This is a genomic window from Litorimonas haliclonae, assembly GCF_965138505.1.
GTDB classification, from domain to species: Bacteria; Pseudomonadota; Alphaproteobacteria; order Caulobacterales; family Maricaulaceae; genus Litorimonas; species Litorimonas haliclonae.
In genome coordinates this window covers 55344-68560 of sequence record NZ_CBCSCO010000005.1, presented here as the reverse complement: position 1 = coordinate 68560, position 13217 = coordinate 55344, and the positions used below count along the sequence as shown (strand labels likewise).

The 13217-nt window shown below is 48.0% G+C and carries 13 protein-coding genes and 1 tRNA gene; 4 read left to right on the top strand and 10 right to left on the bottom strand.

The window, feature by feature from the left end; translation table 11 throughout:
• Positions 1 to 6 precede the first annotated feature (6 nt).
• Together ACNA05_RS11380 and ACNA05_RS11375 are read left to right on the top strand one after the other, a co-directional pair.
• A complete protein-coding gene (locus tag ACNA05_RS11380; RefSeq protein WP_415811614.1) occupies positions 7 to 516 on the top strand; it encodes a Smr/MutS family protein in 510 nt (169 codons plus the stop codon).
• Between the two features lie 124 nt (positions 517 to 640).
• Positions 641 to 1219 (top strand): hypothetical protein, encoded by a 579-nt coding sequence (locus ACNA05_RS11375; protein WP_415811613.1) that lies wholly within the window; start codon positions 641 to 643, stop codon positions 1217 to 1219.
• A gap of 37 nt (positions 1220 to 1256) precedes the next feature.
• Here the strand turns inward: ACNA05_RS11375 and hslU are convergent, their stop codons facing one another.
• From hslU to ACNA05_RS11335, 8 genes are all read right to left on the bottom strand, one after another.
• Entirely contained in the window at positions 1257 to 2561 is a 1305-nt protein-coding gene (hslU, locus tag ACNA05_RS11370; protein WP_415811612.1) for an ATP-dependent protease ATPase subunit HslU, read from the bottom strand.
• A 105-nt stretch (positions 2562 to 2666) separates the two neighbouring features.
• Complete coding sequence (gene hslV, locus ACNA05_RS11365) at positions 2667 to 3245, bottom strand: ATP-dependent protease subunit HslV (RefSeq protein WP_415811611.1); 579 nt, start codon at positions 3243 to 3245, stop codon at positions 2667 to 2669.
• 76 nt (positions 3246 to 3321) lie between these two features.
• Positions 3322 to 4242: a D-Ala-D-Ala carboxypeptidase family metallohydrolase gene (locus ACNA05_RS11360; protein WP_415811610.1), complete on the bottom strand. Its 921-nt coding sequence runs from the start codon at positions 4240 to 4242 to the stop codon at positions 3322 to 3324.
• Positions 4243 to 4249: 7 nt separating this feature from the next.
• Positions 4250 to 6145, bottom strand: a complete 1896-nt coding sequence (locus ACNA05_RS11355; protein WP_415811609.1) for a L,D-transpeptidase family protein — start codon at positions 6143 to 6145, stop codon at positions 4250 to 4252.
• Positions 6146 to 6233: 88 nt separating this feature from the next.
• Entirely contained in the window at positions 6234 to 6395 is a 162-nt protein-coding gene (locus tag ACNA05_RS11350; RefSeq protein ID WP_415811779.1) for a Trm112 family protein, read from the bottom strand.
• 40 nt (positions 6396 to 6435) lie between these two features.
• Entirely contained in the window at positions 6436 to 7110 is a 675-nt protein-coding gene (locus ACNA05_RS11345) for an LON peptidase substrate-binding domain-containing protein (RefSeq protein ID WP_415811608.1), read from the bottom strand.
• A gap of 6 nt (positions 7111 to 7116) precedes the next feature.
• Complete coding sequence (gene trxA / locus ACNA05_RS11340; protein ID WP_415811607.1) at positions 7117 to 8055, bottom strand: thioredoxin; 939 nt, start codon at positions 8053 to 8055, stop codon at positions 7117 to 7119.
• 86 nt (positions 8056 to 8141) lie between these two features.
• Positions 8142 to 8651, bottom strand: a complete 510-nt coding sequence (locus tag ACNA05_RS11335; RefSeq protein WP_415811606.1) for a prolyl-tRNA synthetase associated domain-containing protein — start codon at positions 8649 to 8651, stop codon at positions 8142 to 8144.
• A 150-nt stretch (positions 8652 to 8801) separates the two neighbouring features.
• Between ACNA05_RS11335 and ACNA05_RS11330 the strand changes: the two genes are divergently transcribed.
• Positions 8802 to 8876 (top strand) — tRNA-Gly (locus tag ACNA05_RS11330).
• Between the two features lie 492 nt (positions 8877 to 9368).
• Here the strand turns inward: ACNA05_RS11330 and ACNA05_RS11325 are convergent.
• Together ACNA05_RS11325 and ACNA05_RS11320 are read right to left on the bottom strand one after the other, a co-directional pair.
• Positions 9369 to 11264: an acyltransferase family protein gene (locus ACNA05_RS11325; RefSeq protein WP_415811605.1), complete on the bottom strand. Its 1896-nt coding sequence runs from the start codon at positions 11262 to 11264 to the stop codon at positions 9369 to 9371.
• A gap of 355 nt (positions 11265 to 11619) precedes the next feature.
• Entirely contained in the window at positions 11620 to 11985 is a 366-nt protein-coding gene (locus ACNA05_RS11320; RefSeq protein ID WP_415811604.1) for a PRC-barrel domain-containing protein, read from the bottom strand.
• Between the two features lie 153 nt (positions 11986 to 12138).
• Here ACNA05_RS11320 and ACNA05_RS11315 point away from each other — a divergent pair, with 153 nt between their 5' ends.
• Entirely contained in the window at positions 12139 to 13155 is a 1017-nt protein-coding gene (locus tag ACNA05_RS11315) for an adenosine deaminase (RefSeq protein WP_415811603.1), read from the top strand.
• Positions 13156 to 13217 lie beyond the last annotated feature (62 nt).

The following is a 13217-nucleotide window of genomic DNA, read 5'->3' as shown; positions in this document are numbered from 1 at the left end:
TGAGGAATGAAAAAGAAACCGGACAGACCGCTTAAAGACGAAGAGCGTGATGTCTGGGGCCGCGTGGCCCGCACAGTTGCGCCGCGCCGTTATCCCAAAGGCAAGGGCAGTGCAAAACCGCTGCCGAGCCGTGAAGATTTTGCCAATATGCTTCGGGTGGCGCCGAGCGTCTCAAAAGACATTCAACGCTCGCCGGGCCGGTTGGAGCTTAATAATGACAAGAAAACTCGGCGCGGACGTGTTGAGGTAGACGCCACAATTGACCTGCATGATATGACACAGAACGAAGCGCGCCCCGCTCTGGCGCGGGCCATCATCAGGGCTGCAAAGCATAATAAAAGATGTCTCCTTGTTGTGACCGGAAAGGGGGCGCGCCTAAACGGCGTATTACGCCAGAATTTTCCTAACTGGATTAAAGATCCATCCCTACGCCCACATATTGCAACTTACGCTCAGGCTCATTTGAAACACGGCGGATCCGGAGCATGGTATGTTTTTCTAAAACAAGGCCAATAGAGCCCAGCGCGGGCTTTACATGTCCAAAACATTAACTCCGGAGTTGATCTGGAAACCCTAAGGCTGAATGAGCGTAGTATCTTCAGGAAAGCGGACATTTTACCCCTGTCCTCTGGAGATTAAAATGACTTTTAAGGCTATTTTGACACTAAGCGCGACATTTGCAGCCTCTGCGGCGCTATTGCCCTGCACGGCGACGGCCCAAGACAGCGAAAATGTCCGAACCCAAAAAATCACTTATCAACCTGTCAGCGAAGCGTCTATTGAGGCTGAGATCGAAAGCTCTATCATGAAAGGTGAGCACGACGCTATGCTAAACGAAACATATGGCGATGGCGTGGCGCAAGCCTTCCGAGCGGCCTATGCGATAAATGTTATGTCTCCCTTGTGGTCGGAAAATTCTGCAGAGCAGCTCATTAGAGCGGTTTCAATAATGGAAGACAAAGGGTCAGTGGATTCAAGTGTTGAATTCGAGGCTGAAAAGGCTCTGAAAGACCGCTTCGAAGGCACGACGGCCTTGCAACGCGCGCAAGGAGATATGGCCCTTTCCAAGACCTATATTCACCTTGAAGATGTTCGGAATTCACCACAAGCGCAGACAATGGAAATGGCGGCGCCGAGGCTAGCTGGTTTAGAAACGCAGCTGTTCACAACGGCGCAGTCCGACAGAGAAGACAACGCATCTGAATTTAACTCATTCTAAATCGAAAGAATAAGTCCTTATTCGGTTGCCAATCGGCTTACAGAATGAATTTCGATAGGTCCTGGTCGGCGGCTAATTTCCCGACATGATCACGAACATACTCTGCATCAATTTTGATGGTTTCGCCGCTTTTATCGGTGGCCGTAAAGCTGACCTCATCCAATAGGCGTTCCATGACCGTGTGAAGACGTCTCGCGCCGATATTTTCTACACTCGCATTTACCTCGGCCGAAATCTTGGCAAGTTCTTTGATGCCGTCATCGGTAAAGTCCAAACCGACATCTTCTGTTTTCATCAGAGCTTTATATTGCTTAATCAGACTGGCTTCCGGCTCTGTCAAAATTCGAACGAAATCCTCTTCCGTCAAAGCCCGTAGCTCTACCCGTATCGGCAGTCGCCCTTGTAGCTCGGGCAAGAGATCCGAAGGCTTGGCAACATGAAATGCGCCGCTGGCGATAAAAAGTATATGATCTGTTTTAACCGGGCCGTATTTCGTCGATACGGTCGTACCTTCAATGAGAGGTAAGAGGTCGCGCTGAACCCCTTCGCGGGAAACATCGCCGCCGCGCGCATCAGAGCGGGCTGTAATTTTGTCAATTTCATCAAGGAAAACGATGCCGTCCTGTTCGGTTAATTCCACAGCTTCGCGCTTGATGGAATCGTCATCAAGAAGCTTGTCGGCTTCTTCAGACAGGAGAGGCCCGTGAGCGTCGCCTATACGGAGCTTAACAGTTTTTGTTCGTCCGCCTTTGTTAAATAAGGCTCCCAAATCCATCATGCCCATGGACGCGCCAGGTTGTCCCGGAATGTCAAAGCCTTGGAAGGGTGAGCCCGTGTCTGTGAGTTCGATTTCAACTTCTTTATCGTCTAATTCGCCGGAAGTGAGCTTCTGACGAAATTTTTCCCGCGTGGCCTCTCCGGCATTTTCGCCGACAAGGGCGTCAATGATGCGGCTTTCCGCCGCTTTCTCGGCCTGAGCTTTCACTTGAGAGCGTTTCTGATCGCGCAAAAGGGTAATTGCGGATTCGACTAAGTCGCGAATAATCTGTTCGACATCGCGGCCAACATACCCGACTTCAGTAAACTTAGTGGCTTCAATTTTGATAAAAGGGGCTTGAGCGAGCTTGGCCAGCCGTCTGGAAATTTCTGTTTTCCCGACGCCTGTGGGGCCAATCATAAGGATGTTTTTGGGTGTAATTTCCGAGCGTAGATCGTTGGAAACTTGCTTGCGGCGCCACCGATTGCGCAGCGCAATGGCCACGGCGCGTTTGGCGTCTTTTTGGGCCACAATGTGGCGGTCCAATTCGGAAACAATTTCGCGGGGGGTAAAGCTGTCTGTCATGCGTTAAAAGTGGGGGTCGGGCCTGTGAATTCAAGACGCATATGAAACTCAAATCATATGGCTGTCTCTGAAAACCGAGATTAACGCCCGCCTCGCCTTCCTATTTTATACCTCAGATTCGAGGCTTTCGAGGGTTAGGTGATTATTCGTGTAAATGCAGATCTTATCGGCAATACCCATCGCTTTGCGGGCCAGCGTTTCTGCATCGTCTTCATATTCATTCATGGCTAAAGCGGCCGAGAGCGCGAAATTACCGCCCGACCCAATCGCTGTGATCCCGCCGTCAGGCTGCACAACATCGCCATTGCCTGTCAGGACAAATGTTTCGGATTTATCGGCGACGATCAACATAGCTTGCAGCTGTCTAAGGTATTTGTCTGTCCGCCAATCTTTGGCAAGCTCGACACAAGCGCGAGCGAGCTGTGTGGGATATTGTTCGACCTTGGTTTCAAGTCTTTCCAACAATGCGAATGCGTCGGCCGTGGCTCCGGCAAAGCCAGTCAGAATTTTCCCCCCGGCCAAAGTCCGCACTTTTCGGGCGGTCGCTTTCATCACTGTGTTTCCAGCGCTGACTTGACCGTCGCCAACAATCACGACCCTGCCGTTTTTGCGAACCGTTAAAATTGTCGTGCCGCGCCATTGAGAGGCGTCGGCATAATCATAATTGGAAGGGGGGTGTGTCATAAGGCGTCCTTTTCTCACTCGCATCACAAATGGGAAGCAAGAGGCAGAACGTCAAGCCGGAGGGGGAGGCTAGCGTTTAACGCCCCCACCGAGCGACATGTCCTCGTCCGTCAACATGCACGAATGGCCCATGCACGGCGTTGGCTTTATAAGAGCCTATTCCACCGGGTTGAACCTTGTCGCTTTTGGCAAAAAGTTTCGCCGCATAATCATACAAATAATTGGCGTCTGTTTTGTTAATCGCCCCGTCTTGGTTTATGTCGTCCATATTTCCGTCGCGAGGCTTCACATCAATATATATGTCAGCAGCGTCGCCATACATGTGGCGGGATAATTTAGCAGACCCGATGGCTGAATTATAAAAGGGCGTTCTAAATCCGCTCATAACAAAAAAGGTCTGGGCGTCGGTAATGTCGTCTTTGACAAGACTTTCCCGTAGGGTTTCGAGCCGTTTAAGATTTGACTGTGTGACCAGAACATATTTTGGCCAAGCATCAGGTTGTTGCTTGCAGAGAAACTGTCCCAGCTTAAAATGGGGAGCCACATTTATGTCTTTATCGGCTTCGCTATCTAGACGGATAAAGCCCCGGGGCGGGTTTTTGGGGTACTCGCCAATTCGATATCCGTTTAGCCACCCTTTTTCATCCACTTCGCTCAGGGGTTCGAGTGTAAACACACTGACCCGACTTAGGCGGGAGCCGTCCGGCTTTTTAACCGTGAGCATTTGAGACCCGGCTTTATTCAAAACGCGTGTGTCGGGGGTTACGGGGGCGCCATCAAGCTCGGCCGTAAAGCCAGTTGGTAGTTCTAAGTTAAGCTTCTCTCCAGGCAACCGGGTGGTATGCCAGACGGCATAGGGGATCGCTTCCTTATCGAGAGTCGGAACTGAAATAGCCGACATTTCCGCTTGCGCTTTGGCGAAAGGGGCTTGTGCAAAGGGGGTAAAAAACAACGCCCCGAAAATGGGCGCTGCACACAACAAATTTTTAAGAGACATATTTGTCCTATGGCAGGGCGCTAACACTCCTTGGTGCCGCAGCGGTTTGCTTCACATTATCTTCGTCATTGTCTAATTCAACAATGGGATTCCCTTGATATCTGGGATATTGCTCTTCAACAAATGAAGGTTCAGCAAGCTTTCTGTAAATGTCGCGATGGAATGTCGGGACGCCTTCGTCGTTCGCGGTCACTCCGACATATGTAATATGAACCGGAATCTGTTCGTCGACATAGAAATGTTCGCGCTGACGTGATTCCAGCGTCTCATTAAACTCCTTTGTGTCCACAGCTTTATCGTGGTCGGTGATCCAATTTGCCATAGCGATGGGGTCATCCAAACGGATGCAACCCGAGCTAAACGCGCGGACTTCGCGTTCGAAAAGGTGTTTGTCAGGCGTTGAGTGTAGATAAATAGAGTTCTGGTTTGGGAAAATAATTTTTAATTCGCCCAAAGCATTGTGGGGACCAGGGGTTTGTACCATCTGAATCTGGCTAGACACTCCAGGGGCGTTCCAGTCAACATTATAGGCACTCAGCTCTTGTCCTGAAGACCGGTCATAAATCTTATAATTATGAGACGCTGCATACCCAGGGTTGGCTTGGAGTTTACGAAGCTTTTGGCGTTTGAATAGACCAATCGGCAGATACCACTTCGGATTTGCAACGATGTATTCAACTTGATCTGAAAAATCCGGTGTGGGCGTCCGGGCTTTTCCGACAACCGTTTTCATGGAGATTTCCATTTTGCCGTCATTCCAGCCTTCGGCCTGGAAGGAAGGAATGTTGACCCAAATATAGCGATCTGACGATTGTTGATTGAATGCGTCCAGATTGCGCCAATAGTCCATTGCAGCTTTAATTTTAACGATTTTAGACTCGGGGCTTTCATTCATAGCATCCAGAGTTGCTGGGCCAATAACGCCGTCGACTTTCATCGTGTGCGCGGCTTGGAAGCTTTTTACGGCTTCTTGCAACTTTTCATCATATAAGGTTTCGTTAGTCGGTTCCTGCAGATCGTCAAGAACGACGGAGAAGAAACTCGGATAAGATAAATAGCCTTCTGCTCTCAGGCGCTCTCTCAGGGCCGGAACCCGGTCATCTTCCATTCCGGGCTCAATCAATTCACCTTCTCTTGGGATGGACAACCAGTCCACCAGAGCGACTTCTTTCTTATAATTCTTAAGCGCCTTCCGCAGGTTTTCATATTGCGGAGCGGATGAGGTAAAACTCTCCATCTCTTTTAGGGGGTCACCCTCTGCGGCGCGGCGTAAAGAGGTCACAAGTTCGGATCGAACCGGACTATCGACGAGCGATGTTTTGGCTTCGCCTTCATCCGATAATCCACCGGAGATTTGCGAAGTTAATTCAAGCCATAAACCTGTCAGTGCCAGTTCGGCGCTAGCTTGTTCTTCGGGATTATCAGAATTGAACCGTTGGTCGATTAGCTTATCAAGATTACCCTTTGTGAAGTTGGCTTCAAGCCCGTGGCTTTCGAAAAGACTTGGAATACTATGAAGGTTCTCCGCAGCCTCTTCATCCCACAAGGGCTTAAAGACAGATTGGGCATAAGCCTGTCTCGCTGCAAAAATGGCTCCGGGGGCAACTTTGCTATTGAGACTGCTGGCAAAAGTCTCATTCTCAACTTGAGCTTCGAGCTCTTTTGAAAAGTCATTTCCTTTGTTTTTACCCATAAAAGAAGCAATAACCCCAAGCGGGCCATCTGAGGCGGCGAGGGGCGGATGTCCGGCATTTGAAACTCCGGCTAAGCTCTTAGCGACTGGGCCGCTGGCGGCGAAATTTGCCGCGAAAGCGGACGGTGCAAGGGACACACCTAACGCACCGGCAAAGACAGCCGATAAAAGTGTCGCTTTGTAATTTTTATTCGGTAGGTTCGTCATCATTCCATTCCCTGTCATTCAAATAAATAACGGGGGGAAGATGCGAATCGTTCCTTTTTACGGCTGAAAAATAGCGGCTCGGCGTTAACCTTTACAGGGCCCGGGCTTCATCCAAGAGCAGGATGGGCACGCCTTCGCGCACGGGAAAAGCGAGCTTTGCTGACTTACTGATGAGTTCTTTTTTATCAGAATCATAGCTCAAAGGCCCGCCGGTTTTCGGACAAACCAGAACACTTAACATTTTGGGATCCATCATGACGCTATCATTCATATGAGGCTCTTAAGTGATTATTTTATTGGGTTTGTCTCGGGCTGGAGGGGCTGTCGTTTCCGGCATAAAGATGCATTAGCCCGATCAAAAGTCGTCGTCTCTCATCTGTACTAACGGCCTCAATTAAGGACTGCTTGTCTTCGGGTTGAAAAGGCGAAATCATGGCCGCTTGGTTTACCAGAACCGGCAGGGGAATTTCTGACAACGCCTCCCAATCCACCGCGACGCCGATTTTTTTTGCCAGCGTTTTCATTGCGACGGTTAGGGCTGATCGATCTGTTCGGCCACTTTCGGACAGAGCCTCAGACGTCTGTTTGGCGGCATGAATATCAGCGTCATTTTCAAACAGGTCATAGTCGACTTTAGCTTGTCGGTAGGGGCAAGTGGTTTCAACCTCTTCCGTAATTTTAAACCGTTTCAGACCTTTGAGGACAATTAGGTAGCGCCCGTCTTCGGTTTCGGAGAACTGGATTATTCGGCCTAACCCTCCGACGGAAACAAGTCCGGCTTTCCGGCTCTGAACCATGCCAATCAGGCGGTCAGTTTTAAGCGCGTCATCAATCATATTCAAATAGCGCGGCTCGAAAATATTAAGCGGCAGGTCGCAGGCAGGTAAAAGCACAGCACCGTTCAAGGGGAACAGGGGAATAACTTCCGGAGAGGTTCTCCGAGCCAAGGCTTTATAATGCGTGCTCATATGGCCCTAAGCGAATAAGATAGAAGAAAGCTCGCGCCGACCCTGTATAGAGACGTCGGATTGCGGACCTTCTGCTTCAAAAACGGTTAAAAGGAAAAGGCGCGCGGCTTCATTATTATAGGCCCGATTTTTCCGGACGGAATATAACAAATGCTCTACCGCCTCGCTGTTTCGACCCGTAGAGGCAAGCGCTTTGGCAAGCTCCAGACGCGCGTCCAGGTCATCCGGATTGTCTTTGACTTTTTGTGAAAGCTCAAGCGCGGGGTCTTCCTCATCCGGCTCAGGCGCTTGATCCTCAAGAGCGATTTTTGATCGTACCGCTGCAATTTCGGGGTGATCCGTCACAGAGTCTGGTGCCTGCTGGATGAGCGACACGGCCTCTTGTTCATTTCCGGTATCGAGATAAATTCGCGCCAACCCAGCCCGAGCCTGTGCGTTGTTTTCATCCAGACTCAGGGCGTGAGCAAAATCCTGCGCGGCGCCACCGGCGTCTCCTGCCGCGAGGCTATCTTTCGCGCGATCAACAAGCGTGCCAGCTTCCTCTGCCGGGTCCGTGTCGCCGGAAAGGCGGTCAATAAACTTTTGAAGTTCGGATTCAGGCTGTCCGCCCATAAAACCGTCAACGGGTTTGCCATCTCTAAAGGCATAGACGGCCGGAATGCTCCGCACGCCGAGCTGTCCGGCTACGCCTGGATTTTCGTCAATATTGATTTTGACCATTTTGACTTTGCCGCCTGCGCCTTTCACGGCGCGCTCGAGCATGGGCATAAGCTGTTTGCACGGTCCGCACCACGGCGCCCAGAAATCTACAACGACCGGCGTTTCTTTGGACACTTCCACAACGTCAGCCATGAAAGCCATGTCACTGGAATCCTTTATCAGATCAGCCGCATTTGGGCCTTGCGTTGGGGTGGGGTCAGAAGGGTTCATAATTATATCAGTCATGCATTTCATATGGGCGGGGTATCAGCTACCTTCAAGGCATAAGCCGGATTCAAATTTTCTTGTCGAAAGCAGTATAAAGACCCGGTCTAACTTTGAGAGAGTTCAGCAAAATCAATAATTGTCGGGTGATGGCCCGCTGCTTCGCAAAACTGCAAAATATCCCCACTGGAAATAGTAGTGCTGGCCGTATTTCGCATCGGGTGAAACCAGACCTGCTTCGGGCCAAACAAGGCCTTGTCGAGGACGAGACGTACCTTTCCCTTTTTGTCATTCAAGACTGAAAACAGCGTCACAGACCCCGGCCGCACACCAAGGCATTCCCATAAGGCGTCTTCAGGCCCGAAAGACAGACGCTTCGTGTCCAAGACTTTATGCAATTTGTTCAGGCGCACTGAAGTGTCGGCCAAGGCGCAGATCAAAACGAGCTGTCCGGCCTTGTCCTTCAAGAAAAGATTTTTCGTGTGTCCGCCCGGCAGACCTTCTTTGAAGTCTTTTCCTTCTTCGACCGTAAAAATGGGCGGGTGCTCGTGCGTTTCATGCGAAATACCCTGCGCAGTCAGCAAGCCAAACAAAGCAGATTCGTTGGGATGGGGCATTGGTGAGGTCATAAAACATCGATAACGCGGGGCTCATGTCATATCGAGTGAAAAAACTGCATCAAACCGCTTGAAAAGGATATGAAAGGCGGTATATAGCGCACCTTCTGCCGCACAGAGGCTTTGAGGCTTCTGATACGCAAAATATGAGCGGGCGTAGCTCAGTGGTAGAGCATCACCTTGCCAAGGTGAGGGTCGAGGGTTCGAATCTCTTCGCCCGCTCCATTTTTCCTAAAATCAATGCCTTAACCATCTTGTGACGATGGAACTTCTTGCCCCTTATTTTGGAAATTTAGGTCTAGATCCAAATATTTGCTTTATCTTGCTTTGTATCCGTTCTGTGTTTTCTAACGCCTATTTTAAGTTTCTTGAAAAAGCTAAATGTCCCGATGCAAGAATAAGTACGGGTAAAATGTTGATTGCTACAGGCCTCACCTTATTTTCAAAAAAGAAATGGGACGAGAGCCACGATTGCAGTGCTTAATAAAACGCCCATTATATTCTCATATTGGCCTCGGCTATTATCAAAGCGACGTCTTCTTTTTCAAGAACAACTGCCACCACTTCCGAAGCCACATACCTTTCGTTTTAATTAAGTCTTGAGTTTGTTCGTTATAATAAAACGAAATATCGTCAACTATAAGATTAAACCCTATACCAACATTGATGATGCTCGGGCTTAGCCGCATCATAAAGGTAAATGGAGGGCTTATATTATTAGTCAAAGGTCAAACCCCACCTTTTGACAAGATAGACTGACCCGGCTTCAGTCAAGTGCCCTCTGTCCCATTGGGTTATTTGAGAAGCTTTAGGACCAAGTCGAGTTATGCACTCATCTTTCCGACAAAGAACGTCGGTGGCCGATACATATTCCCACCTCTTGTCACTCGAGTAAGCTTTAAACTCTATATCTAAATCAAGTCTATTCTTACTTAGTCCAGCAGACAAATAATACGTGTCAAAATCATCGCTATTAGTATATTCACTCAACAATTCGGGCAGCCCTTTTTCCCAATATGGAGCTGGCCCTATAACAACCACACTCTCAACCCCCCAATTATATAGCGAACGAATTGTCCCTTCTAGTTCTTTAGGGCTTCCGGTCCACCAAGAAGCGGCCAAAATAATATTTTTCGGCGGTGAGTTTCTTATGGACTTTGCGACAGACTCGTTGACTCTTAAACAATTAGGCCGGGTTGCTACGTCCCGTCCCAAGACCGGCGCGCATAACGAGGCTGTTCTTTGAATGATATTATAGCTCCCCCCATACCTTTTCTGGATTCCGGGATAAAGATGTGCTGCATGACTATCTCCCCATAACATTATTTCCACGTTATTGGAGTTATAACCCTCAATCGCGCAGTTCTCAAAATGTGTGCCTGCATTCATATCAGCGGGCGAAAGGAAGCAAGTGCCCTCACGATATACGGCTCTGTAATCATAGGTGAAATCTATAGTGCTTTCTAACTTCCTGAATTTCGCCGGCTTGAGTTCGAGAAAAAAGATACCAAAGTTTATGATAAAAATTAAACTTAAAAGGGACAGCACTATGGGATAAAAAATTCGATTTGGGGTAATAAATTTGCGCCTGAAGGGCTGTTCGATTAGATAATAGGTCAAGTAAGATAAGATTAGGGAAATAAGAATTAGCACCAACTTTTCCGCGGTAGAGAGGTTTCCTAATATTATTTTCGCAAAAGAGAAAACGGGAAAATGCCATAAATAAAAGGAGTAAGATAACAGGCCTAAAATGATAAAGATCGGGGTGCTGAGAAGTCGGGTGACCAATTCATTTCTCCTGGCAAATAAAATTATCAGGCAAGTTCCTATGACGGGCAGAAGAGTGTATTTCGATGGATGCGGCGTATTCTCGGTAAAGACAAGAAAAGATACAACAAGCATTAACAACCCAATGCCCGGTAAAAATTTGATGAGGCGATAACTCAGATTCTCATCATTTAACTTTATATAAGCCAGCAATGACCCGGCACATAATTCCCAAGCCCTAGAGGGTAGTAGAAAAAAATTTGCATTTGTATAAGATTGGGAGAGAAGCTCCGAATAGATAAGGGAAACTATAAATACCAATGCAAATAAATGAAAAATATATTTTTTCGTATATCGCCAACCCAAAAGCATAAGCAAAGGAAAAAGCAGATAAAATTGCTCCTCTACCGATAGGCTCCACGTATGTAAAAATGGCTTCAATTGGCTTGCTTGAGCCGTGTAACTGTTTTCAAGCCAGAACCAGATATTTGAACTAAAAAATAATGAAGAAAGTATAGAGCCTGAAAATTCATACAAGGCTTTCGGGTGCATCGTGAACCAAGCAAAAGGAATGCTGATTAACATTATCAATAGCAGCGCCGGCAAGATCCTTCGTACACGACGTTCGTAAAATCTCAGATAATTGAATTTATTCGTTTCTTCGACTTCTCGGGCAATTATTGATGTTATGAGGAAGCCTGAGATAACGAAAAACACATCGACGCCTAAGAAGCCCCCCGGAAATAAGTCGATGTCAAAAATTGTAAATTCGGCGTGGTAAATTACAACAGCCGCGACGGCGATAGCTCTTAACCCATCTATTTCTGGACGGTATTTAATAGACATATATAGCCCTTATGAGCATTTAAGGGACTTAATCCAAAAAAGACGCTTCAATTGGTTCTATTTCAACCGCCTAGTGCCTTCTTAGGAACTTTATCTCCAGTTTCCAACTGCCAATAACGTTCATCGTGAACATTTTTAACCACTTGAGAGCAATATACTTCGGCTTAAGCCCACACTGCAGAGTGCTCTCTTTTCCATAAGGAAAGAGGTTCGAAACGGTGACGCCATAACGTTTTTGCAGGGATAAGGGCCCGAATTTTTCATTAGTTCAGCTTTTCGGTGTTCGGCGAAATTTAACGAACCGTATTCTCACTAAAAAACCCGCCTTGGAAGGCGGGTTATCTTAATCAGCAGCTTAGGACCAGTAAGGATCAACGCCGTAATAGGTGTAGGAACTATCCCGGGCCGCCAGGCCATCATCTTTTGTAAGGTCGTGTAAGGAGGAAACGGGGCCGTCTTTCAGCTTTTCTTTGCTGAAGGGGACAATATAGCCTTTGACCTCCTTTGAGTAGTCCAGTGAGGCCCACGGGATGGAATGGTATTTTTCACCAATTCCCAGAAATCCGCCAAAGCTGACGACGGCGAACATGATGGCATTGTCCATCTTGTCTAACATGATGTCCTCAATCTCGCCGATTTTGTCATGATCGGAATTATAAACATCGGTGCCGATAGCGCGTGAGGCACGAATAGCGCGGGTGTGACCAGTTGGGGTTGGCATAATAATCTCCTTTCAGATTGGGTTCGGACTCAAACAACAAGCGAAATCAGAAACCGTTCCGTTTTCCATATTAAAAACCACACCCCTTCACTCACGTTATGAAATCTAAGGAAACCTCTTTAAATTCGCGGTGTAATCTGTCTAAAGACGACTATGTCAGATATTGAAACCCTCATCCGCGCTCTCCCGAAAACAGAACTTCACCTTCATATCGAGGGCAGTCTGGAGCCGGAGCAAATGTTTGAGTTTGCGGAACGTAACGGCGTCGACCTTGCCTTTGACAGTGTTGAGGACATCCGGGCGGCCTATGAGTTCAATAACCTTCAAGAATTTCTGGATCTCTATTATCAGGGCATGTCGGTCTTGCAGACAAAGCAGGATTTTCACGACCTTACCTTTGCGTATCTGGAACGCGTAAAAGTTGATAATTGCCGCCATGTTGAAATATTTTTCGACCCGCAAGGTCATACAGAGCGCGGCGTTCCTTTTAATGACGTCATTGAGGGCATATTGAGCGGGCTAGAAGAAGGTGGCAAAGCCTTCGGGATTACCTCTCACCTTATTCTTTCCTTCCTCCGGCATTTATCAGAAGAAGACGCGTTTAAGACTCTGGAACAGGCTGAGCCCTATCTTGATAGGATTCTCGGCGTTGGACTGGATTCGTCTGAAGTTGGCCACCCTCCGTCAAAGTTTGAACGCGTTTTTGCCAAGGCGCGCGAGATGGGGCTAAAGTCATTTGCACATGCCGGAGAAGAGGGGCCGCCCGAATATGTGCGCGAAGCCCTCGATCTTTTAAAAATTGATCGGCTGGATCACGGCAACAGGGCCTTGGAGGATGAACGCCTCGTCAAACGACTGCATGATGAAAAAATAGTTCTGACGAGCTGCCCTCTTTCAAACCTGAAGCTCTGTGTGATTGATGATTTAAAAGACTCGCCGCTGAAAATTATGTTGGAAGCGGGATTGAAAGTGACGGTAAATTCTGACGATCCATCATATTTTGGGGGCTACCTAAATGATAATTACATTGCGGCTGCCGAAGCGCTTAAACTTACCAAAGATGACATTCTGACTTTGGTTCGCAACGGAATAGAAGGGGCCTATCTCTCAGAGGATAGAAGGGGTCATATTCTGACGGAATTTGATTCGGTCGTAGAGCGCCATTCCTGATAACCGCCAAAGTTTATGGATAAGAAATAGAAAAGCCCCGTCCTGGAACGGGGCTTTTGTGA

What these genes read in the sequence shown, in the direction of transcription:
- ACNA05_RS11380 (WP_415811614.1), top strand. Translation starts at nt 7, where the DNA reads ATGAAAAAGAAACCGGACAGACCGCTTAAAGACGAAGAGCGTGATGTC.
- ACNA05_RS11375 (WP_415811613.1), top strand. Translation starts at nt 641, where the DNA reads ATGACTTTTAAGGCTATTTTGACACTAAGCGCGACATTTGCAGCCTCT.
- hslU (WP_415811612.1), bottom strand. Translation starts at nt 2,561, where the DNA reads ATGACAGACAGCTTTACCCCCCGCGAAATTGTTTCCGAATTGGACCGC.
- hslV (WP_415811611.1), bottom strand. Translation starts at nt 3,245, where the DNA reads ATGACACACCCCCCTTCCAATTATGATTATGCCGACGCCTCTCAATGG.
- ACNA05_RS11360 (WP_415811610.1), bottom strand. Translation starts at nt 4,242, where the DNA reads ATGTCTCTTAAAAATTTGTTGTGTGCAGCGCCCATTTTCGGGGCGTTG.
- ACNA05_RS11355 (WP_415811609.1), bottom strand. Translation starts at nt 6,145, where the DNA reads ATGATGACGAACCTACCGAATAAAAATTACAAAGCGACACTTTTATCG.
- ACNA05_RS11350 (WP_415811779.1), bottom strand. Translation starts at nt 6,395, where the DNA reads ATGGATCCCAAAATGTTAAGTGTTCTGGTTTGTCCGAAAACCGGCGGG.
- ACNA05_RS11345 (WP_415811608.1), bottom strand. Translation starts at nt 7,110, where the DNA reads ATGAGCACGCATTATAAAGCCTTGGCTCGGAGAACCTCTCCGGAAGTT.
- trxA (WP_415811607.1), bottom strand. Translation starts at nt 8,055, where the DNA reads ATGACTGATATAATTATGAACCCTTCTGACCCCACCCCAACGCAAGGC.
- ACNA05_RS11335 (WP_415811606.1), bottom strand. Translation starts at nt 8,651, where the DNA reads ATGCCCCATCCCAACGAATCTGCTTTGTTTGGCTTGCTGACTGCGCAG.
- ACNA05_RS11325 (WP_415811605.1), bottom strand. Translation starts at nt 11,264, where the DNA reads ATGTCTATTAAATACCGTCCAGAAATAGATGGGTTAAGAGCTATCGCC.
- ACNA05_RS11320 (WP_415811604.1), bottom strand. Translation starts at nt 11,985, where the DNA reads ATGCCAACCCCAACTGGTCACACCCGCGCTATTCGTGCCTCACGCGCT.
- ACNA05_RS11315 (WP_415811603.1), top strand. Translation starts at nt 12,139, where the DNA reads ATGTCAGATATTGAAACCCTCATCCGCGCTCTCCCGAAAACAGAACTT.